Source organism: Aureliella helgolandensis, assembly GCF_007752135.1.
Classification (GTDB): domain Bacteria; phylum Planctomycetota; class Planctomycetia; order Pirellulales; family Pirellulaceae; genus Aureliella; species Aureliella helgolandensis.
Genome location: NZ_CP036298.1, coordinates 897553 through 919735 on the forward strand (window position 1 = coordinate 897553; position 22183 = coordinate 919735).

Here is a 22183-nt window from a genome sequence, read left to right on the forward strand (position 1 = left end):
AGCACACTTCCTCACTAAATTCCATACGCCCAATTCCAATTCAAGTCTATTCACATGTCACTGTTCGTTTGGTTCATTCAGAACCCGGTCAAAGTCTCGGTCGGCGTATTGCTCGTCTCTTTGTTTGGGGCAATCTCTCTAATCACAATGCCCAAGCAGCTCATTCCCGAGGTGCAAAATCCAATTCTTTCGGTCCGCACCACTTGGCCCGGTGCCAGTCCGCAAGAAATTGAGCGGGAGATCGTGCAAGAGCAGGAGGAGCAGCTGGCCGCCGTTGAAGGCTTGGTCAAGATGTCTTCCACCTGCAGCTCTGGATCCTCCAGCATTACGCTGGAATTCGCTGTCGGGACCAACATCGAAGATGCCATGATGCGTGTGAACACACGCCTGCAGCAAGTTCGCGAGTACCCTGTCAATGCTCAAGAACCTGTGATCGAAGCCTCGAGCGTGGCGGACAGCCCCATCGCTCGCTTTGCGCTGACTGCTAGACCACCCAGTATCGCGGCAATCGAAGCCTTTCAATTAGAGCATCCGGAATTGGCCGAAGCGCTTGAGCCAGCCCGTCGAGCGGTCAACACCGGATTGCGCGTGTTTCGATTGCAAGAAATCTACAATGAATTGCAGGAGCAGCATCCTGAGTTGGTGGAATTGCTCCCCCCCGAAGCCGATTTGCAGGCGATTCGAAAACTTGCAGAAGACCTCATCGAGCCCCAGTTTGAGCGAGTGCCCGGGGTTGCCGAGGCCGAGACCTACGGAGGCCAAGATGAAGAGTTGCAAGTCATCATCGATCCCGAGCGACTGGCCTCGCGGCAGCTCACCATTGAAGATGTCCGAGTCGCGTTGATGGGGCATAATCGGGACACGTCGGCGGGCGAGCTCTGGGAGGGCAAGCGACGTTGGGTGATTCGTACGCTTGGCCAATTTCGCAGCCCAGAGCACGTGAAATCCCAAGTTCTGCGGTCCGAGGGAGGAACCCCTATCTATGTTCGTGATGTGGCTGACGTGGTGGTTTCTTATAAGAAGGCCGATAGCCTCTCACGGCGCTATGGACTCACCAGTAATGGTCTGAGTGTGCGACGTTCCTCCGATGCCAACGTGCTAGAGGTCATGAAAGGGGTGCAAAAGGTAACCGCTGATTTGAATGCTGGCTTGCTCGATCGCCTGGGCCTCGAACTCTTTCAGTACTACGACGAAACAGAGTACATCAAATCAGCGATCAGTCTCGTGCAGCAGAATATCTTTGTGGGGGGAGCGTTGACCATCATCGTGCTGATGCTCTTCTTGCACTTAGGCCGCAAGACACTCTTGGCTATCCCTGTCTTGGCTGCCAGCGCTTTGGCATCGGTGTATATCTCTCCTTGGTTCTTCCTGGTAACCGTCGGGTTGACCCTGGTTTGCGGGCTATGGTTCGGTCGCGGTGCCCTGGTGGTAGGACTCGCGATTCCCGTCAGTATTATTGGGACGTTCTTGCTCTTGGGGCTTATGGGGCGATCCCTGAACGTGATCAGTTTGGCTGGGCTGGCGTTTGCGGTAGGAATGCTCGTCGACAATGCCGTGGTTGTACTCGAAAATATCTACCGCCGCCGCGAGATGGGCGAGTCTGCCGCTCAAGCTGCCTCGGGAGGCACTGCGGAGGTCGCGGGGGCCGTGGTCGCTTCGACGCTTACCACCATCGCCGTGTTCGTCCCGGTTCTGTTCGTCCAGGAAACCTCCGGACAGCTCTTCCGAGATATCGCGTTGGCGATCAGCTGCGCCGTGGGGCTGTCACTCGTCGTCTCCTTCACGATGATTCCTGCAGCTGCGGCGAGGTTGTTTCATGGTAGCCAAACAGTCAACCGTAGATCCTCAGGGGAAACCGCCTCTAGCGAGCTAGACGCGGCGCCAGACGGCGCACCCAGGTCCAGCGGTCGGTTGGTTGGGTTGATCACAGCTGGCGGCAATCGCTTTGCCGGTTTTATCGCAGGAATGAATCGGTGGGTGATTGAACGCAGGAGTCGCTCAATCGCGCTGGTTGTCAGCATGATTCTATTTTCCCTGTCAGTCAGCTATCTGCTGTGGCCCAAAGTCGAATATCTGCCATCGGGGAATCGCAACTTTGTGTTCTGCAGCCTGTCGCCACCTCCGGGCTACAATATCGAGCAATTGATGGTCATGGGCGAGCGGTTAGAGAAGGACTTGCAACCCTACTGGGACGTGGATCCGGGAAGTCCCGAAGCGGCCCTGCTGCCCTACCCTACCATCGACTATTATTTTTACGCGGTCCGCGGCACTTCGGTCTTCATGGGATTCCGCACCACGGATGAAAGTCGGATTCGGGAGCTGATTCCTCTGGTCCGAGAAGCTGCTTCGAAGTTTAAAGGCACGCGCGCCCTGGTGAAGCAGTCCAGTTTGTTCGAGCGAGGACTGACCGGTGGGCGAACGATCGACATTGAAATCACCGGTGGCGATCTCAATAAGTTGATTGCCGTGGGCACGCGGGTGATGGACGATGTGCAACGGCTGATCCCTTCAGCGCAAGCCTCTCCACAACCTAGTTTGGATATCGCCAGTCCCGAAGTGCATGTCTATCCCAAGCGAATCGAAGCGGCCGAGATGGGAGTCAACGCAGCCGAGTTGGGATATGCCGTCGACGCGTTTATCGACGGTGCCTATGCGGGAGACTACTACGTCGATGGAGATAAAATCGACCTCACGATCAAGGGGGGCGATACCTTCGCCCAACGCACGCAAGATATTAATTGGCTGCCGATCTCAACCTCCTCTGGTCAGATTGTACCGCTAGAGGCAGTGGCCGATGTGCAAATCAACAGCGGTCCTGAGTCCATCATGCGTCGTGAGCGTCTGAGAGCCATCACGATTTCAGTCACTCCGCCGCTGACTATGCCGCTGGAGGAAGCGATGCAATTAATTGATCAACAGATTGTCGATGTATTGCACGAAGAGGGAGTCATCGATGGAGATACCATGGTGAGTCTGTCTGGGACGGCTGATAAGTTGCGCGAAGCCTGGGACGCCCTCAGCTGGAACCTGGCTCTAGCGTTGGCAATCACCTATCTGTTGATGGCCGCACTGTTCGAATCGTGGCTTTATCCCTTTGTGATTATCCTGACCGTGCCACTGGGAGCTGTGGGGGGCGTGCTGGGGTTGTTTGTATTGAACTTCTTTATTTTCCAGTCGCTCGACGTGTTGACCATGCTGGGCTTCGTCATTCTGGTCGGGACGGTGGTGAATAATGCAATTCTAATCGTGCACCAATCGCTGCATTACATGCGCGACGGAATGGCCCCGCGGCAAGCCGTACCCGAGAGTGTGCGAACGCGCATTCGCCCCATTTTCATTACCACCACAACAACCGTACTGGGCCTCCTGCCACTGGTCGTATTTCCAGGTGCGGGGAGTGAACTTTATCGAGGTTTGGGGGCGGTCGTGCTCGGTGGCCTAATCCTCTCGACAGCCTTCACGCTCTTCCTAGTGCCGGCGGTGTTCGTGTTGACCATGGATGCCAAGCAGTTCGTCATGGGGTTGTTTCAGAGGGTGGCCCGCTAGAGAGGCAAACCGCACTCGAAGACTCGCACCGGAATGCGTCCATCCTGCATGTCCAGGTCATGTTCCTGGGTTTCCCAGCCAGCCTGGCGAATCCACTTGGCAAAGGAATCGCCCGTGTGCCGGTGCGGTTCACTGAGGTAGACGCGTCCCTGAGGAGCTAGATGCTGTCGCAAGCACTCATCGAGCACTTCAAAGAGGCTGGTGTCGTAGACTAGGTCGGAGCCGATGATGATCGGAAACCGGGGCTCTGGCAGCTGCTGCACGCCCCACTTGAGCCGCTCAAAGCGGACGTGGGAGGCAACCGATTGCGCATTGAGCTCGGCCACTTGAAGCGCCAGCAAGACCGCATCGGTCATCGTCACCGAGGCGCCGCGGAGGGCGGCGCCAACACCGGCCTGGCCCGACCCGCAACCGAGTTCGAGCACGCGGGTTCCCGACAGATCTAAGCGGGCTAAGAATTGGTCCAACCCCAGCGCGGCTCGCCAAGTCGCGGCCCAAAAGGGATCGAGTTCCTCGGCCGGCAAGGGCTTGCCCGCCTCATCCACAGAGCCCGCCACCGCCGTTTCGAGCAACGTGTCGGGGTTCGCAACGCGATACCAAGTCAGCTCGCGGGCTCCCAATTGGATGGGAGTCGGTTCGAGCTGAACGGTCTGTTCAATGAGAGCTTTCAGCTCTTGCCACTGTGGCTGAGATGCGTTAGTCACGTCGCTTGAGGATGTCATCGAAGTCGGTGAGGTGATAGGGGATGCCGGTGTAGTCGAGCAGACGGCAGAGTCCACGCAGGGCGACGCCAAATCCGTCGGGTCCGCTAAATCCACCAAATTGACCACCACCCTTAACGTGCGGTTCGAGATCGAAAATCACTCCTGGTGCCCCAAGTTTTTTCATTCTCTTTTCGATCTTGGGGAGCTCGTTGACGAGATCGCGCAGGATGGCCTCGTGACCGGTGTCGCCCAGGTCGGCGGGTACAAAGTTCTTGAGCGAGGTTTCATCGACATGCTGCATGCGCTGGGTGGCAGAGCTGTGGCGATAGTCCTTGATGTGCAACCAGCCCAAGCCTGGCTTCATGGCTAAGTATTCTGCGAACACCTCATCGGGAGTCATGCCTTGGCAAACCAAATTGGCACCATCGAAGATAAGCACCAGGGAGGAGTTTTTTACTTGACGGTGAATTTTGGCCAAGAGCTTGCCGGTCTGGCCCACCAGATTGGCTTCGACCTCGAGCCCAAACACGAGGCCCTCCGCTGCGCACACCTCGGCGATGGCCCCCAGCTGGTCTGAGACTTGATTGAGATGGTCGGCTGGGTCTGTCCCCATCGGATGGTAGAAGGAGAATCCTCGCAGGAGCTTGGTGCCGAGCGTATTGGCCACGTCACACGCGTGCTTGACCTCTTTGGCCAAGTAATTCTTAAACGGAATGAACTTGTTCGAAGTCCCGTCATCCACATCCAAGAGCTTGACTTTGCCAATGGGCGAACCCAATGTGGCTACACTCAAACCGTAATTGGCCTGCAGCTTTACCACCGTCTTGAGTTCGGCTTTGGTGAGTGCCATGGCATTCTTGATGCCTCCGCCCACGTCGATAAAGCGAATGGAGTAGTGTTGGAGCCCCGCGGCCGCCATCGCAGCAAACTGTTGCTCGGCTTGCTTATTTTCTGCCGACTCATCGGCGAAACCGCTAAGGATAATTGGATTGAGCATCGACATCTTCTTCGTTCAAGGTGGGTTGGAATGGGGCAAACCAACAAATTACTGCGAATGGGTTCGATTGGGAACCTATTGAATTCCCCCAAGGTTAACCCTTCCACGCCTCAGTGGCAACGGACGCTTGGCGAGCACAAGACAGCCACTCTGCCTCCGTCCCAGCGGGACAACTGGCTGTCGTCCGCAGCGCGATCAGGTTTAGCACGGTTGACGCTTCTGCGAACATTGGGGGGCGATGGCTTTGCGGCAATCGCCAAAGGGCTCGCAAATCGGCAAGCGGCTGGCGAACGTGTGGGCTGGAGTTGCCCCCAAACGCTGGGCTTAGCTGTTTTCTTCGTAATCGATGGTGATTACCGAAGAGATTCCGCCACGTGGGCCCCAGTGACTCTCAAGCGTCAATCGTCGAGGCTTGAGCATTTCCACAAAGTCATCGAGAATGCGATTGGTAACATTCTCGTAGAAAATACCTTCATTGCGGAACTTTTGCAGGTAGAGTTTGAGGCTCTTCAGTTCAACACATTTCGCTCCGGGGACATACCGAAAGATCAGCGTGCCAAAATCGGGCTGGCCTGTCATGGGGCAAATGGAGGTGAATTCAGGACAAGTTATTTCGATTTCGTACTCGCGATCTGGGAAACTATTGTCAAAAACTTCCAGTTGATCTTGAAAGGGGGTAGCCACAGGAGAGAATTCCTCAGTTCAGTAACAGTACAAGCCTCAACAAACAATAGCTTGGAAGTATGAAATCAAACGCTGCAAATCGAAAGGGGGCTAAACTGCGGATCAGCGAGATCTACGCCAGCATTCAGGGCGAAGGAGTGCTGACCGGTACGCCGAGCATCTTTGTGCGGACCAGTGGCTGCAATTTGCGGTGCTGGTTTTGCGATACGCGGTTTGCCTCTTGGGAACCAGAAGGGGAGTTCCTAGAGCTAGAGCAGGTCGTTGAGCAGACTCTGGCGCTGGGGCACTCGCATATCGTCTTGACCGGCGGAGAGCCGATGATTTATAGCAATTTGCCAACTCTATGCGGCGAGTTCCGAGAGGCCGGCCGGCATATCACGATCGAGACGGCGGGGACCATTTTCCACGAAGTGGCTTGCGATTTGATGTCGATCAGCCCCAAATTGAGCAGTTCCGCGCCCGTGGGGTCGCCCGGTGGTTGGTTCGCGACTCACAATGCTCGACGCGAACGATTGGAGGTCGTGCGGCAATTGATGACCGCCCATCCCTACCAGCTGAAGTTTGTCGTCGATACACCTGCCGACGCTGATGAAGTGCTGACCTACCTCGATCGTCTGGGAGATTTTGAAGGTCAGCGCGTGTTGTTGATGCCACAAGGGACGGAGAAAGTCGAACTCGATCGACAAGCCGCCTGGTTAATCCCCTGGTGCGAGCAGCATGATTTGCGTTTCTGTCCCCGGGCCCATATCCACTGGTTCGGCAATCGCCGAGGCACGTAATTGTCGCATGCCCCATTGTCGAACGAAGCGCCCGCCTAGCTGCCGGTTAAAGCTCAGCAGCCTGGAAGCTCAGTTGCTTGGAAGAGCAGCCGGGGATGCAGCGGGCAACGCCATTTCATCGAGATCCAGTCGGTAGAGAATTTGGTTGTAATCGTGCAGGGGCGTTGGATGGGCGTGGTCGGAAAATTGCGCCGTGTAGGTCCCTTCAAAAAATAGAACAGAGCTGTCGGGCTCCGTGAACTCTGGATGCAGGCGAGGGTTGTAAAAGGTGTAGTTTTCATGGCTCAGGATCTCTACCGCAGGTCCCCAGGGCCCCGTGGGGGAAACCGCTTCTGCGTACCACAGCGTGCCGAATGGTGAGGGGGTTCCAAATTTCTGCATGAACACCGTGACCCACCTTTGGCGGTATGCGTTCCATGCGATGGATCCCGAATGGGGTTGAACCTCGCGTGGGCTGTCGACCACGCCAAGGGAGGTTGGCGGAGTCAACTCCTCCCACTCGCTCGGCTGTTGCCACGCCTCGAAGGTCGCGCGAACTCGCGTGTGCGGTAGTGGGTTCCCTACATACAACCACTCAACTCCCTGATGGTCTGTCTCGAGGGCGGCATGCCCTTCCCGCGTCCAAAACGGTGGTGGTTCGCCGGAGCTCTTTTTCCATACTGTTCTCAGGTGATCAAACTCAAGGGTGGCTTCGTTCCAAACGCACAAGCCTATCTCGTAGGTGTCCAATCGCCCTTCGATCTTACGATAGGTTGCTACCAGATGTTCCGTCCCGGCGGCGTCCTTGAGGCTGGCGTATCCGGTAAGCCAAGTAGGTCCATTGCCGGGCATGTCCGCTACTGCCCTAGGTTTGCCCTTGGAGGAAGTGAAGTAGTTGAAACGCGGATGAAGTGGCGGCTGCTGGGAATCTAGTGGCTTAGAATCGGTGGTAGCGCTGATCATGTCAAAGACGCCCAAGGGGTAGTTCGCGAATTTTGTATCCCCCCAGGCCCAAAACAATTTTCCACGATGCATGGCGGTTTGCACGCTGTCGCAGCCCGCTAGAGGAGCATCGATCCAGTCCGCTTCCTCTCCCAATTTTTGACTCTCCTCGAACAATCCGCTGCCAGTCAGGCGACCGATGCGTTTGGCCAAGCTGAATCGAGTAACAGGAACCTGTACAGACTCTCCAGGCAGTGGGGTCAAGCGGATCCCGCGGTAACCAAAGGCATCGGGTGGGACGCCATAGCCATGTCCGACCACGGTGAACCAGACTTCATGTCCCATCAAGGAGGGGGCGTCGATGGCGATGACCCCTGCGTTGTCGGAGATGAAGCGGAGTTCGTTGGTCGTTTTGAGTTCAACGAGCGGAACGGGCCATCCCGAGTCCTCGTCCACAACTTGAATTCGGTAAGGTGTCTTCAAGTCATCAGCGCGTAGGGTGGTGGAATGGGACGCCGCCATGGCCCACATCAGCAGGCCAGCAATGCACAGCATCCTCTTAAATTCACGGGAATTCTTCATCGGTATCTGCTTGGGTAGGCGCCTGCAAGGACGGGGAGGGATCTGTCGGTCGGAACTCCCATGCATCGCTACTGGGGGCTTTCGAGGATCGATAGGGGAGCTCCTGCATGTAGGTTAGTCACGCTCTGGAGTATTCCGCTTGGCCAGTAGATTTCGAGTCGCTCGATAACTTCATCCGGGAGTATTCCCCAGTGCAAGGTGTATGGATTCTGGGAGAGGTAGCTGCCGCCACCGACGACTGACCTGAGGAACTTGCCGCGGTTCGTATGGAGAATGGCCCGGGTTCCAATTGCATTGCGATTGCTTTTCGTTCCCACCAAATCCACGCTCAGGAGTTTTCCTGTGGTTTGGGTTTCGTTGAGCAGGATAGCCGCCGGCTCTTGCGTATGGGAGTAGACCAAATCCAGGTCGCCGTCTCGGTCGAGATCTCCACAAATCAATCCGCGTCCCCGATGGAACTTGCTGAAAAAACTATCGGCGCTGAATTCTTGACGTACAAGTCGTCGTGAATCGCCAACTTCCGAATTCGCGAGTAAGAGACTCTGTTGTTCAGTCCGAGATTGCTTGGGATGGATCATCACATGGCCATTGGTGACGACTAGGTCTTCGTCGCCATCCAAGTCGAGATCTGCCGCGATGGTGCCAAAGCCGACAAACAAATTGCCTAGGGAATTGAGCCCCGCCCGTTCGGTGGCCCACATAAATCTGGCATCACCGTTATTTTCGTAGAGTGCGTAGCTCTCGTTTTCATAGTTCGTGACCCACAAGTCTGGCTCTAAATTCTGGTCGAAGTCGAGCAGGGCGATGCCCATGCTTCCATTGGGCGTGCCGCTGCCATCGAGTCCGGTCCCGCTCATCAATCCGGCATCAAGAAAACTCCCGGTGCCGTCATTGAGGTATAAGAAATTGTTGGTGGTGTCATTGGCGACGTAGATGTCGGCATGCCCATCCGAATTGAAATCTGCCACCAAAACTCCCAGCCCCTTGCCACCCGCTTCCAGGCCGCTGGATTCGTCTGCGCGGCGAAAGGTTCCATCTCCGTTGCTGAAATAGAGCGTGTCGTTCAGTCCGCTAAAGTCGTTGGGGGTACACACATCCATCACACCCGGGGTGCCGGAGGGGCAAGCTGGATGGTTCTCCCAAGACCAATCCACATAGTTGGCGATATAGAGATCGAGGTTGCCATCGCCATTGAAATCTCCCCAAGCCGCACTCGAACTCCAGGAATAATTTTCTGGAGTGGCGGTCAGTGCTGTCTCGGCAAACGTTCCATCCCCTAGGTTGTGCAGCAATTGTAGGTCGTCATAGCCAGTGATCAGCACATCATCAAAACCATCATTGTCGAAATCGCCTGTGGTGCATCCATGGGAATATTGCTTCGGCGGCACTAGGTGCGCGAGCTCCGTACAGTCGCGAAACTGCAGGCCATCCCGTTGACGCCAAAGGGTCGAGGGTAGGCCCGTCAACGGTTCGTCTCGCTGGATACTTCCGCCACCAGGAAAGAGGAGATCGATGGAGCCATCCCGATCGTAGTCCAAGGCGGCGACTCCCCCCCCCAGCGACTCGACGATACTGAACTCGCCTGCACCTTCGCCGTTATCATAGACAGCCCGAACGAGACTCTCCACGGTATGGTCGCGAAAGTCGAAGAGATGCTCGGCTTCAGCTTGGCCGGACCCATCTTCGGTCCAGTTCTTCGTGGGTGTCTTCACCTGCTGCTTGCAGCCGCAGAGGGCTAGGCCCAGCGCCAGCAACGCAGTAAATCGCATTGATGTTAGGACCATTGCTTGAGCTGCAGTGCCTGCTTGGAAAACGATTTGCAACGCATTTTTCCACGATAAAGATTGTTACCACCTGACAATACCTTATTGTACGCTTCCCAAAAGAGAAGCAACTAGGCTTTTCCACAAAATGGTCCCGGCTGAGGCGCGTCTTACGCCCTGCCACACTGTGTTAGAATTTGTGGGAAAGCCCACCTAAAAACCATTGATGGAACCTTCCTATGCAACCTACGCAGCGTATTGCGCTCGCCGTGATCACGGTTTGTCTTCTGGCTACATTACGCGTTGCCTCAGCTTCCGAGTTCGTTCCTGCCAACTTGGTGGTTCCAGAGGGATACGAGGTGGAGGTGGTGGCTGCGTCGCCGTTGGTCGAACACCCAACCTTTGCAACCTTTGACGAGTCGGGGCGGTTGTTTGTTTGCGAGAATGCTGGGGTCAATATGTCTGCCGCTGAGTTGGAGGAGAGTCTCCCCAATTCGATTCGGATGCTCGTGGATAGTGATGGAGATGGGCGTTTTGACAAGCACACCGTCTTTGCGGACAAGATGACATTTCCAATGGGAGGTGCTTGGCACAATGGGGCTTTGTACGTAGCCTCCCCTCCCAACATTTGGCGTTTGGCTGATACCACGGGCGACGGCGTTGCAGATGATCGAAAAATCCTGGTGTCCGGTTTTGGGTACACCGGAAATGCAGCTAGTATCCACGGTTGCGTTAATGGTCCCGATGGTCGTATCTACTGGTGCGACGGTTTTCATGGCCATGAGATCAAAGATGATGCAGGGGCGGTTCAGAGCGAGCGTTTTGGTTCGTACCTCTTTAGCTGTCTGCCCAATGGCTCGGACCTTCGACTGCATGCCGGCGGTGGGATGGACAATCCCGTAGAAGTTGATTTCACCGATACCGGTGAAATGCTGGGTACCGTCAACATCCTTCGCACTCGGCCGCGCGTTGATGCACTGGTCCACTGGCTCTACGGTGGCGCTTATCCTCACCGCGAGCGGGTGCGCCAGGAGCTGAAAACGACGGGTGAGTTCTTGGGACCCATCCATGACTTCGGGCATGTGGCTGTCTCTGGAACCATGCGAGTTCGCAATTCCGTCGGACAGCCAGAATGGCAAAATAGCTTTTTGGCAACCTTCTTCAATATTGGGAAGGTCGTTCGATTGCAGCTCCAGCGTGAGGGCGCATCGTTCAACGTCGTGCAGCGTGAGTTTCTCTCTTCACCTAGTCCGGAATTCCATCCGACTGACATTGTAGAAGACGCGGATGGTAGTCTTTTAGTCGTTGATACCGGCGGATGGTTCTATCGCGGTTGCCCAACCTCTCAGTTCGCCAAGCCCGATGTGCTGGGTGCTATCTACCGCATTCGTCTCAAGGAGGCTGCCGTAGTTGCGGACCCGCGTGGAATGCAGATCCTGTGGGACGACCTGCCGGACGATAAGTTGGTGGAGTTGCTGGGGGATTCGCGATTTGTGGTTCGCCAGCGGGCCATTGCTGCTTGTGCGGCTCGCTCACCTGGAGTTATCCCTCTGCTGGCGAGCAAAGCTGAGGAAGGTGAATTACGCACCGCCCAAAATTCTCTTTGGGCACTGACTCAAATTGTGGGTTCTGCTGCCAGTGAGTCGGAAACGCGTCATGCAGCATGGGCAGCGATTGTGGCTGCCTTGCAACACTCTCTACCTGACATGCGTCAAACCGCTTGTCGCAGTCTTGCTACCTATCCCAATTCGAAAGTGTTGGAAGAGCTGCTGCCGTTGCTGCAAGATCATCGGCCGGAGGTTCGGCGTGAATGCGCCACTGCCATTGGACGCCTTGGCGATTCTGCAGCCGTAGCTGCTTTGCTGGACGCCCTCGAGCAGGCGGTTGATCGCACGGAAGAACACTCGCTAATCTATGCGCTGATTGAAATTAATGATCCTCCCACAACGCGACGAGGGCTCCAGCAGGCCAGTCCGCGAGTTCAGCAAGGGAGCCTGATTGCACTCGATCAGATGGATGCTGGAGATTTGCAGGTTGAGGAGGTCATGCCCTTGGCTCTAACGAGGGATGCTAATCTCCAACGGGCTGCGGCTGAAATTTTCTTAGAGCATCCAGAATGGCAGCCTCAGGCGGCTCAACTCCTGGGACCACTATTGCAGCGAAGTAAGGGAATGCCACTGGAGCACGCGACGACGCAGCGGCTGCTGGCCCAGTTCGTTGAGCAACCCCAGGTGCGTGCGTTGGTCGGTAGGCACCTCAACGATCCAGCCCTCTCCGCATCGACTCGCTCGCTCATCTTGCATGCATTGGCGGCCCGACAGAAGATTGATTTTGATCCAAGCTGGCAGGCGCCCCTGGCCCGCATGCTCGAAGAGCGAGAGGCTGCCACGCTGCCGTTGGCGATTGAGGCAATTGCAGCCATGGATACTGCCGCTTTCGACTCGCAACTGCAGGACTTAAGCATGGATCCCTCCCTGCCCATCCTATTGCGTGTCACGCTTGCTCAGACTCTAAGTGGCAATGCCTCGACACTGACCAAGGAAGCCTTCGAGTTGTTGGTACAGGAGTGGACTGCGGGCACTTATGCAGCCAGCCTAGAGGCCGCTCAGCGACTGGGCACTGCTTCACTCTCCAAGGCTCAGAAGCTGGAATTGTTGCCCCATTTTCGAACGGCTAGTCCCGATTCACTCCGGGCACTGCTGTCCCCTTATGCTCGCGTTGACGACGCTGTTCAGGCTGGTGTCTACTTGGATGCGATCGGTTCGGCACGCAGTTTGACTCTCATACCGCCGCATGAATTCTCCGATATGATCAAGGCCTATCCCGTCGAAGCACTGCCGCAGGCCAACGCTATTTTGCAAAAAATTCAACAAGCGGAAGCGAACAAACTAGTGAAGCTAGATCGCTATCTTTCCCTGTTGGCGGCCGGCAATGCAGAGCGTGGAAAGAAGTTGTTTTGGGACGAGAAATCTCGCTGTGGAGCATGCCACCAGATTGGTAAGCAAGGGATTGCCGTTGGCCCCGATTTGACGACCATCGGCGCCAATCGCAGTCCTCAGGCTTTGTTGGAGTCAGTCGTTTTCCCGTCGGCCACCATCGTTCGTGACTATGAACCCTACGCCGTGGCATTGACCGATGGACGGGTTTTGAGTGGCGTCATCGTGCGTGAAACGACGGAAGAGATTTTCCTGCAACAGCAGACGGGGGCGCTGGAAAGAATTGCCCGCAACGATATTGAGGAAATGCAAGCCAGTTTGACATCGATCATGCCTGCCGGGCTCGATGCGACCTGGAGCGGTGAAGAACTTGCCGACTTGGTGGCCTATCTCAAGCAGCAGCAAACCGCAGCCCCTAGCACTCCGTAGCTCGGTTCACTCTCCTCCTCCTCCTCCGGTGGTAAGATCCCTAATTGCCCTGTAGGGGAACCGCCTTTCCCTGCTCACGCAACGAGTTACTGTTTTAACAGGCCGTTACGGCTGGGGGCTGTTTCATCAAGCCGGCGCGGAAGGCCAGGTTTGGACTTGAGAGCTGATTGCGGCCGTACGCCCAAGGATAGCTGCCATGGTGCCGAAGGCTGCGTGCTCTCCGTCCTGGGGAAGGGGAGCTCCATGTAGCCATGTCCAAGGTGAAGCGAGCTGTCCAGCCGGAGCTCCCGCTGTTCCAGCCTGAGACCCAACCAGTCCCTGATTGCCATTGGACGCAGTCTCCCGCAATGCCGGTCGCGTTTCCCAGATCAGCTGATGGTGCTGGTCGTAAATCTTTCCAGCTAAGACGTCGCACCAGCCCCGACTGCCATAAACGGCGACGGGATAGGGTGTTGTCGAGGAGCGTTGCTGGACAGGATGATTGGGTTTGATTCCCGCAGGCTTCCAGCATGCATCGACCTGCACTCCACCGGCGTATCGGTAGGTAATTGCTACAGGGCGGTCCACTTGGTGCAGCGACTGCGTTGGCGCTATTTCGCCGACGCATTCCGCCTCAAGGGGGTTGCCATCCAATATCCAATTGCAAAGGTCCATTCGATCGACGAATGTTTCCAGCATCCCCCCGCCGCCGGTCCAATCGAAATGCATCCAATTTCGGAGCTGGTCCTCCAAGTGGGTGTTCGAATTGTGGTTCGACGGGGTGCTCGATCGAGAGGGAAGTGCCGGGGCAGTACAGTGGGTGGAGATGGTAGAGATGGTACCAATCGCTCCCGCGTGAAGCTGGGCGACCGTGGCGGCGATGCGGGGATCGTGACGTTGGTCGAGCGCCACGCTGACGGCCAATTGCTTTTGATGCGCCAGGCGGCTTGCGGAAAGGAATTGTTCGACGCCGGCGACATCGGTTGCGATTGCTCGAGCTGCGACAACATGTTTGCCGGCATCGACGGCAGCCATCATATGCTGCGGGCGAAAACCTGGTGCGGTGGCCAGCACGACTAGGTCTACGTCGCTGGACAGGAGTTGTTGGAACGCATCGAGTCCCACGTAGCGATGTTGCGGCTGGATCGCGAATTGTTCGGAGAAACGGCTCTTCATACCGCGCAATGACTGCTGCAGTCGGTCCTCGAAGACGTCCGCGACGGCTCTGAGTCGAGCATGAGGGGCCGCTTTGAATAGCTGTGTGCACAATTGGACGCCGCGGCGTCCGCAGCCGATCAAACCGACTCGCAGCGTCCGCTGGGGTAGTAGGCAGCTGCTGGAGCGAGCGGTCGCCCCCACGGCGGCGGGTGTAGGACTGGCTCCCAGCACGGCGGGCACGGCACCGGCCAGTAGCAACGATGAGCCTCGCAAGAATTCGCGGCGGGAGTCGTCGTTAGGTACGGGGGTGGAACGCAGCCGATCTTTTGCGGGTTCAGCCATAGACACTGGTTACCAAGACGTGTTTTTTGAATTGTGACGATGCAGATCGTCTACCAGTTCAATGGTACACAGGATTGAGGGGAGAAGAAACTAACGTACAAAACTAATCTCGCCGAGTGAGGGTACCCAGCGATTGGAAAAGGGTCGTGCGGGATCTGATGGCACGATTAGTTTTGTACGTCGGTAAGTGTTGGGGAGGGGAGGCAGCTGTGCTTGCTAGGTCCACTACTTTTTTGATGAATAAACGCGACGGTCGACCCACAGTCCAACCCAGACAGCTACCGAATGTCCGGTTGGGTGCAAATGCAACGTTAAAGCAGTTTGATTGGCCTTAGCATGCCATCAGTGTGTTTCATTGTACCGCTAGATGGCGTTGCTGCAAGCTAAACCGGCGCAAAAGGTCGAAATTGAGCTGGGGAGCAGTGTGGGCAGGCCCCCTCTCGGTCGTGGATAAAGCACGCCGAGTGCGATAAGCGTGGGAAACTCGCCGCCTCGTCCGCCAGGTGTTTCCGCCGCGGCCCTGCGAGGGCCGAAGCGCTACTGCTGCAGGGAGCGATTCGGGTTATCCCTGTTTGAGCCCCAGCATGCGGTCGAGAGAATCGGCGGTTTGGTAGATCAACGCTTCTGGGAAGTGCTGGTAGGGGTGGAAGTACTCGAAGGTCAAATAGCCGTCGTATCCAATCTGATCGAAGGCGGACAAGACACTTGGCCAATTCGTCGTACCATCCAGCAGCGGTCGAAACGCTTCGAGGCTGTGGTCCGTTCCCTTTTTGGTGAACTCCTTAAGGTGGACGTTTTTGATGCGCTGTCCAAGAATGGGAATCCAGTGTTCGGGGAACTGGTATTCCATAATGTTGCCCGTGTCAAAATGCACCTGTACATACGGGCTTGAAAAACTGTCCACAAAATCAGCCATTTCCATGGGAGACATGAGAAAGCCATTGAAGAAAATGTTTTCCATATTCAAGTGGACGTTCAGCTTCTCCGCTTGGGGCAGAAGTTTTTCGATGGCTGCCCGAGCTCGAGCATGGCAGACATCGTTGGGGGTGGGATCATGCTCTGGGCGCCAAGGCATGTGCACGGCCCCTGGAACTACCAAGAGATTCTCGGTCCCCAAATCATGGGCTGCCTGCGTCATGAGGCCTGCCAGCTCCATTCCGCGAGCCCGCTCTTGCGGATCATTACTGGTCAGCGGGTAGGGCCAAAAGAGGAAAGAGCATAGCCCGCTAATCGCGATGCCAATATCTTCTGCCATGCGACGAATCGCTTCAAACTCTGCGGTGCCCGATTGAGGAGAAAGGTCGCTTTCGAGGTCGTAGTTCAATTCAATGCCATCGAAGCCCGCGCGCTTGGCCAACTCCATGCATTGTCGTAGGGACATTTTATCGGGGTAGGGAAACGCCCAAAGATTGATCGACTTCTTCATGTTGTAGACGGGCCGCGTCGCTAGTTCGCCGGCGACTCCGCTGCTGGCGTCACCCTCTGAGGCCGAGCCTGACTGACCGACTGCCGCCCATGCTGCGCTCCCAAAGGCAGCGTAAGTGAGCAATTCACGACGTTTCAATGCGGAATGAGGTTGCATGGTAGGGCTTCTCGATGGGGTCGGGGATACTAGAGGATGCCCCGATTGTAGTAGGCTCGCCGGCCATACTCTACCCACCTGCTGCAGTCCCTGCAGGTCAGCGGCCCCGCCGCTCAAGTTGTTTCCGTCGAGCTCGTCGACTCTGTCTCGCGGGCCACCGCATGGCAGAGATTGCCTGCAACAAGTTGTCGGTCGAGACGGAGCTTGGCGGGCAGGACGTTCCCAGGAAGAGCCTGGGAACGCGGTGCAGTGCTGCGAACTGGTGTCACCGTTTAGGCGCCGGAGGCAATGCCGTGCGCCACTTCGTAGGCGGTGATCTTGTCTTCCATTTCCAGCGTCATGGCAATGTCGTCCAGTCCATTGAGGAGACTGTGGCGACGCGATGCTTGGACTTCGAATTCCAGAGACAGGCCGTATTCGTCGCTGAGCGTGCAAGTCTCGAGATCGACCGTCATTTGGTAAGGGGCGTGCTCTCGCGCCTTGGCAAACAGCTCCTCAATGACACTCTCCGAAAGCTTGATCGGAAGCACGCCGTTCTTGAAGCAGTTGTTAAAGAAAATGTCTGCAAAGGAAGGGGCGAGGATAACTCGCAGGCCGTAGTCTTCCAGTGCCCAGACCGCATGTTCACGACTTGAGCCACAGCCGAAATTGCGTTGGACGAGCAGGATTTGAGCACCCTTGGCTGCCGGCTGATTGAGCTCAAAGTCCGGATTGTCCGAGCCATCATCCTTGAAACGCCAGTCGAAAAATAGGAATTGGCCAAACCCCGTGCGCTCGATCCGCTTGAGGAATTGCTTGGGAATAATCTGGTCCGTATCGATGTTGGAACGTTCCAGGGGAGCTACGACGCCAGTTAACTTCGTAAAGGGTTGCATAGTCTTTGGTTCACTCTAAATGCATGCATGTGTGTAATGGTATCCAACAAGAACCGAGCAACAGCCGCCGGGCACCTTCTCCCCGCCACGCTGCATTCCCATTCTTGATGTTGACGAAATCCCTAGGCTTTGTAATCCCATTGGCGGATATCGTTGAAATGTCCCTTGATGGCTGCTGCGGCGGCCATGGCGGGAGAAACCAAGTGGGTTCGTCCGCCCTTGCCTTGTCGACCTTCGAAATTGCGATTGCTGGTCGATGCGCAGCGTTCGCCTGGTTCGAGGCGATCGGGATTCATGGCTAGGCACATGCTGCAACCAGCTTCTCGCCAGTCAAAACCAGCCTCTGAGAAGATCTTGTCGAGGCCTTCCTGCTCGGCTTGCAACTTAACTTGGCTACTACCTGGAACCACCATTGCGTTGACCTTCGAGCTGACTCGATAGCCTTTGGCGACCTTGGCGGCGGCCCGTAAATCTTCAATGCGGGCGTTGGTGCACGAACCGATGAAGACCCGGTTGAGATCAATCTCTGACAGGGGAGTGCCCGCTTTGAGGCCCATGTATTCGAGCGACGCTGCTGTCGACTTCTGCTCCGTCTCGTCACCGCAGTCGGCTGGGTTGGGTACCGCTGCCGAAATGGAGCTGACCTGACCAGGGTTGGTTCCCCAGGTAACTTGGGGCTCAATGTCTGCCCCGTCAAATTTACTAACTTTGTCGTAGTGCGCACCTGGATCACTCGGCAAGCTCTTCCACCGCTGCACTGCGGCTTCAAAGTCTTGAGGAGCGTGGGGGCGGCCACGCAAGTAGTCAAACGTTGTCTCATCGGGTGCTATCATGCCGGCCCGCGCGCCCGCTTCGATCGACATGTTGCAGACCGTCATCCGCTCTTCCATCGACAGGCTGCGGATGGCAGACCCCGTGTATTCCAGAACGTAGCCGGTCCCACCATGCATCGAAATTTGGCCGATGAGATACAGGATTAAATCCTTGGCGGTGACTCCCTCGCTCAATTGCCCGCCGACGCGCAGCTCGTAGGTCTTGGGGTAATATTGCAGCAACGTTTGCGTGGCCAAAACATGTTCGACCTCACTCGTGCCCATTCCAAAGGCCAAGGCCCCAAAGGCACCGTGTGTAGCCGTGTGACTATCACCGCAGACAATCGTCATCCCAGGTTGGGTGTAGCCCAATTCAGGGCCAATGATATGCACGATTCCCTGGTGGCTATCGCCCAAGTCATAGAGTTTGACTCCGAATTCGCGACAGTTGTTGCGCAGCGTATCGACTTGCTGTCGCGCAATTGGATCTGCGATCGGAAGGTTGCGGTTGGAAGTTGGGACATTGTGATCCGGTGTGGCGATCGTGCGTTCTGGGCGGCGCACCTTGCGGCCCGCCAGTCGCAGGCCTTCAAAGGCTTGCGGGCTCGTGACCTCATGCACCAGCTGTAGGTCAATATAAATAATCGACTGTTTGTTAGGCTCAGAATGGACCACATGTTCGTCCCAAATCTTTTGGAACATGGTTCGCGGTGCAGCCACGTTGCTACTCATAACTTTTGACCTACAGTAGCCCCAGTTGCTTGGGGCAGGGAAACGCTAGAATGGAAAAAGGGAGGCTCGTCGAATCGTTAGCCTCCACGTTGCGAATGCTCAAGGATCGACGGGAAGCTGCAAACTGTCAAGCGACGTTGTTTTCGCCTTGAGAAATCTGAGGAGCGATGGGAGGATGTTTTCGCAGTTAGAGTCCTTAAGGGCGGTGTTGCGCACCTTGGTGTGGTCGAGCTTTCCTTTTCGATCGACCCCACGCGCTGTCCGTAACACTCCGCGAGCATGGCTAACGCAGTGCCTCACGCTGGTTGGATTGGTCTTTGTGGGGGGTGGGTGTTCGTCTCGGGAAACAGATGTCCTGGCTCGGTCCTCCGTCACACCGCTTCAGTTGCGGGTGGCATCCAACTCAATGGAGCCGACTCTTCTGGGCCCTCAATCCGTAGTGCGGTGCGAGGAGTGTGGAGAGCTGGGGCAGGTGCCGTGGCAGGCGGAAACGCTGCGCTTCCCCGTTCGTTGTTATCGCTGTGGTGGTGTCTGCCTGCTCACCGAGGAGACGATCGCTGGCCAACGCGTATTGCTTTCGCCAACCCCCATAGCGCGGAAGCACCCGCGTTTAGCGGTGGTCGGCTTTCGAGCGTCCAAGCAAGCGGCGGTGCAAGTCAAACGCGTTTGGGGGCTACCTGGAGAGAGTGTTGCCATTCGGCAAGGGGAACTGTGGATCGACGGTAAGTGGTTTCAAAAAGGTTTCGCGGAACTGGAGCAGGTGGCCGTCCCCATTGCCGTTTTTCCGGACTCGCAAGCAAGCCCCATGCTACGCCCCCTGGCCAGCGCAGGTTTTCCCTTGGATAGCAAATGGCGATGGCAATTCCAACGGCATGGACGCGTTCATCCGGGCGAGGGGCGATCGGCAACATGGTTGGTCGCCAGCGGTTTGGTTGACGAGGATCCATGGAATCAGCCGTTTTCCTACCAACCGGTCCCTGTGCACGATTGGATGTGCACCCTGGAACTGAAGCAAGCGTTGGCTCACCCCTTGGAAATCCGTGGTCGGTGTTATGGGCGTGAGCTGATTGTGAGGATCGATCCAGTGGATGAGATTCGTGACTTGCATGCCAAGGAATCCCGTTTGGTGATCCAGTCGCAGCAGGTCCGCCTCGCGCTGGAAATGCGCAAGTCGCTTCGTTTGGCGATTTGCGATGGACGCTTGCTCAGCGATTGCGACAGCGCTCAGGTGCAAGTTGAGGATCTGTCCTCAGTGTGGCAGGCTCGATCAGAAATCGCCGCCGATTTTGAATTGAGTTTGCATGCGCTGTCCGCCGCCGCAGACAGCCCTCGCCAGCGGCAGGCTATGCCTGAGATTGAGAGCATGCAGATTGCGCGCGACATGGTGCTACGTAGCTACCCACAACCCGATGCTGAGCAGGAATTTCCGCAGTTGGCTCCCGATGAATATCTATTGCTGGGCGATAACCAAGTGGTTTCCAGCGATAGTCGCAATGGCTTGGGGCCGGTTCCTCAATCGCAGATTTTGGGCGACGTAACCGCGACCGTTCCCTAAGCCCTAAGCACTGGCCGTAGGCACTGGGCACTGGACATTGGATTCCCAGCTGTTGCCCAAGAGTCGTGGCTGGTGAGGATCGCGGCAGTGGCTTTCGGGGGCGCAACTCAGTAGCCGCGCCGGTCCGAAATTTCCAGCCCTAGTGCTCGGAGGCCCCCAGCATGCGCATGGAAGTGAATCGTAGTTTCGGGTTTTCACGCTCGACGAAATTGGCATCCCATTCGGTTTGCAGCAGCACTGCATCGTGACCAAATTGATCGCGCACTCGCTTAGCGCCGTAGGGCAGTTTGAGTGTCGTGACTTCGTCATTGAGGCCTTCGATCCAACGGGTCAATTTGAAGGACCGCCAACTGAGCGATGTCTGCGTGTTGTATTCCGACTCGAGTCGAAAGCGGACGACGTCGAATTGGAGTTCCCCGACTGCTGCTAAGATCAACTCTCGCACGGTGGAGCGAGGGTCGTGGAAGATCTGGATCGCCCCTTCTTCCACCAACTGCGACAACCCGCGGTCGAACTGCTTGCGGCGCGAGGTATCGGTGCAATTCAATACGGCAAAAAATTCAGGGGAAAATTGGGGGAGTGCTTCGTAGTGGAAGGGCTCTCCCTGGAAAATCGTGTCCCCCAGCAGGAATTCACCAGGATTGACCAAACCAATGATGTCGCCGGGATAGGCTTCGTCCATGGTCTCACGTTCCTGCCCGAAAATTCGCAGGGCGCGGGGCAATCGCAATTTCTTACCGGAGCGAGCCACCGTCGCTTCCATATCGCGTTCGAAGCGTCCGGCGCAGACGCGCACGAAGGCCACACGATCCCGGTGCCGCGGATCGAGGTTGGCTTGGATCTTAAATACGAAGCCAGCAAAACCTTCGCGGCTGGCTGAAATCTCACCAATGTTGCTCGTGCGATCTCGAGGAACAGGGCAGAGTTTCAAGAATCCACGCAGGAAGCGTTCGACCCCTATATTCGTAAGTGCACTGCCGAAAAAGATGGGGGACTGCTTGCCCGCCATGAATTGTTCTTGGTCAAAATGCGTGCCCGCGGAACGGATTAGATCGACATCGTCTCGCGTGCTCGTCACCACACCGGCTGCTACGTTCAAGTCCTCTGAGTTTTCGGGAGTGAAGTCGCTGAAGGGAACTTGGCGGCTGGCAACGCGACGACTACTGCTAATTTCGTCATACAAGTGGACCATGTCCTGCTGGAGATCCACGATACCTCGAAAGTCTTGCCCACCGCCCACTGGCCAGTTCTGGGGAACCACTTCGATGCCGAATTTGGTTTCAATCTCATCGATGACTTCGAGTGGCGCCAGCCCAGGTCGATCAACCTTGTTGACGAACGTCATGACGGGGATCCCTCGCATGGCGCACACGCGAAACAGTTTCTCGGTCTGCGCTTCGACCCCCTTGGCCTGATCGACGACCATCACCGCCGCGTCTGCAGCCATCAACGTGCGGTAGGTGTCCTCGCTAAAGTCATGGTGACCCGGCGTGTCGAGAAGATTCACTAGGCAATCATCGAACTCGAAGGTCAACACCGTCGAACTGACCGAGATTCCCCGTTGTTTTTCCAGCTCCATCCAGTCCGAGGTGGCCGCGCGCTGCGATTTTCGACCGCGCACTGCCCCGGCAATTTCAATGGAGCCACCAAACAGCAGGAGTTTCTCGGTGAGCGTCGTCTTTCCCGCATCGGGGTGAGAGATGATGGCAAATGTTCTACGACGGTTTCTCTGCTGATCGACAGTGCGATTCACGTTACCTCTCCACGGTTTACCAATCCGATGTCTCAGACCAGCCAAGCTACGAAT

14 protein-coding genes are annotated in these 22183 nt (G+C 56.4%); 4 read left to right on the top strand and 10 right to left on the bottom strand.

The features are described 5' to 3' along the window. Positions 1–54: 54 nt before the first annotated feature. The gene (locus Q31a_RS03255) at positions 55–3546 is read left to right on the top strand and encodes an efflux RND transporter permease subunit (protein WP_145073931.1); all 3492 of its coding nucleotides are present in this window, start codon (positions 55–57) and stop codon (positions 3544–3546) included. On the opposite strand, the gene Q31a_RS03260 is transcribed toward Q31a_RS03255, so the two are convergent. The 3 genes from Q31a_RS03260 to queF all read right to left on the bottom strand — a co-directional run bounded on the left by Q31a_RS03260 (position 3543) and on the right by queF (position 5931). Beyond that, positions 3543–4268, bottom strand: coding sequence for a class I SAM-dependent methyltransferase (locus Q31a_RS03260; RefSeq protein WP_145073934.1), 726 nt, complete (start codon positions 4266–4268; stop codon positions 3543–3545). The two genes, Q31a_RS03255 and Q31a_RS03260, sit on opposite strands and share 4 nt — an antisense overlap. Next, positions 4243–5253, bottom strand: coding sequence for a TIM barrel protein (locus Q31a_RS03265; RefSeq protein ID WP_145073937.1), 1011 nt, complete (start codon positions 5251–5253; stop codon positions 4243–4245). Before Q31a_RS03265 ends, Q31a_RS03260 begins: the two co-directional genes overlap by 26 nt. A gap of 318 nt (positions 5254–5571) precedes the next feature. Further along, complete coding sequence (gene queF / locus Q31a_RS03270; protein ID WP_145073940.1) at positions 5572–5931, bottom strand: preQ(1) synthase; 360 nt, start codon at positions 5929–5931, stop codon at positions 5572–5574. A 59-nt stretch (positions 5932–5990) separates the two neighbouring features. Between queF and Q31a_RS03275 the strand changes: the two genes are divergently transcribed. After that, positions 5991–6710 (top strand): 7-carboxy-7-deazaguanine synthase QueE, encoded by a 720-nt coding sequence (locus Q31a_RS03275; RefSeq protein WP_231691044.1) that lies wholly within the window; start codon positions 5991–5993, stop codon positions 6708–6710. Positions 6711–6779: 69 nt separating this feature from the next. Here the strand turns inward: Q31a_RS03275 and Q31a_RS03280 are convergent, their stop codons facing one another. Both Q31a_RS03280 and Q31a_RS03285 read right to left on the bottom strand, forming a co-directional pair. Then, positions 6780–8213 carry a hypothetical protein gene (locus Q31a_RS03280; RefSeq protein WP_197356138.1) on the bottom strand — a complete coding sequence of 478 codons (1434 nt, stop codon included), beginning with the start codon at positions 8211–8213 and terminating at the stop codon, positions 6780–6782. A 68-nt stretch (positions 8214–8281) separates the two neighbouring features. Next, positions 8282–9982: a CRTAC1 family protein gene (locus tag Q31a_RS03285; RefSeq protein WP_197356140.1), complete on the bottom strand. Its 1701-nt coding sequence runs from the start codon at positions 9980–9982 to the stop codon at positions 8282–8284. A gap of 233 nt (positions 9983–10215) precedes the next feature. On the opposite strand from Q31a_RS03285, the gene Q31a_RS03290 reads away from it, so the two are divergent. Next, positions 10216–13341, top strand: coding sequence for a PVC-type heme-binding CxxCH protein (locus Q31a_RS03290; protein WP_145073946.1), 3126 nt, complete (start codon positions 10216–10218; stop codon positions 13339–13341). Positions 13342–13467: 126 nt separating this feature from the next. Here the strand turns inward: Q31a_RS03290 and Q31a_RS03295 are convergent, their stop codons facing one another. The 4 genes from Q31a_RS03295 to leuC all read right to left on the bottom strand — a co-directional run bounded on the left by Q31a_RS03295 (position 13468) and on the right by leuC (position 18821). After that, complete coding sequence (locus tag Q31a_RS03295; RefSeq protein ID WP_145073949.1) at positions 13468–14820, bottom strand: Gfo/Idh/MocA family protein; 1353 nt, start codon at positions 14818–14820, stop codon at positions 13468–13470. A gap of 562 nt (positions 14821–15382) precedes the next feature. Beyond that, positions 15383–16402 (bottom strand): sugar phosphate isomerase/epimerase family protein, encoded by a 1020-nt coding sequence (locus Q31a_RS03300; protein ID WP_145073952.1) that lies wholly within the window; start codon positions 16400–16402, stop codon positions 15383–15385. 272 nt (positions 16403–16674) lie between these two features. Next, the gene (gene leuD / locus Q31a_RS03305) at positions 16675–17277 is read right to left on the bottom strand and encodes a 3-isopropylmalate dehydratase small subunit (RefSeq protein WP_145073954.1); all 603 of its coding nucleotides are present in this window, start codon (positions 17275–17277) and stop codon (positions 16675–16677) included. 122 nt (positions 17278–17399) lie between these two features. Next, positions 17400–18821 carry a 3-isopropylmalate dehydratase large subunit gene (gene leuC / locus Q31a_RS03310; protein ID WP_231691045.1) on the bottom strand — a complete coding sequence of 474 codons (1422 nt, stop codon included), beginning with the start codon at positions 18819–18821 and terminating at the stop codon, positions 17400–17402. Positions 18822–18996: 175 nt separating this feature from the next. Here leuC and Q31a_RS03315 point away from each other — a divergent pair, with 175 nt between their 5' ends. Further along, positions 18997–20376 carry a S26 family signal peptidase gene (locus Q31a_RS03315; protein ID WP_197356142.1) on the top strand — a complete coding sequence of 460 codons (1380 nt, stop codon included), beginning with the start codon at positions 18997–18999 and terminating at the stop codon, positions 20374–20376. A gap of 139 nt (positions 20377–20515) precedes the next feature. Here Q31a_RS03315 and Q31a_RS03320 read toward each other — a convergent pair whose 3' ends face one another. Then, positions 20516–22129 carry a peptide chain release factor 3 gene (locus Q31a_RS03320; protein WP_145073960.1) on the bottom strand — a complete coding sequence of 538 codons (1614 nt, stop codon included), beginning with the start codon at positions 22127–22129 and terminating at the stop codon, positions 20516–20518. Positions 22130–22183: the final 54 nt, after the last annotated feature.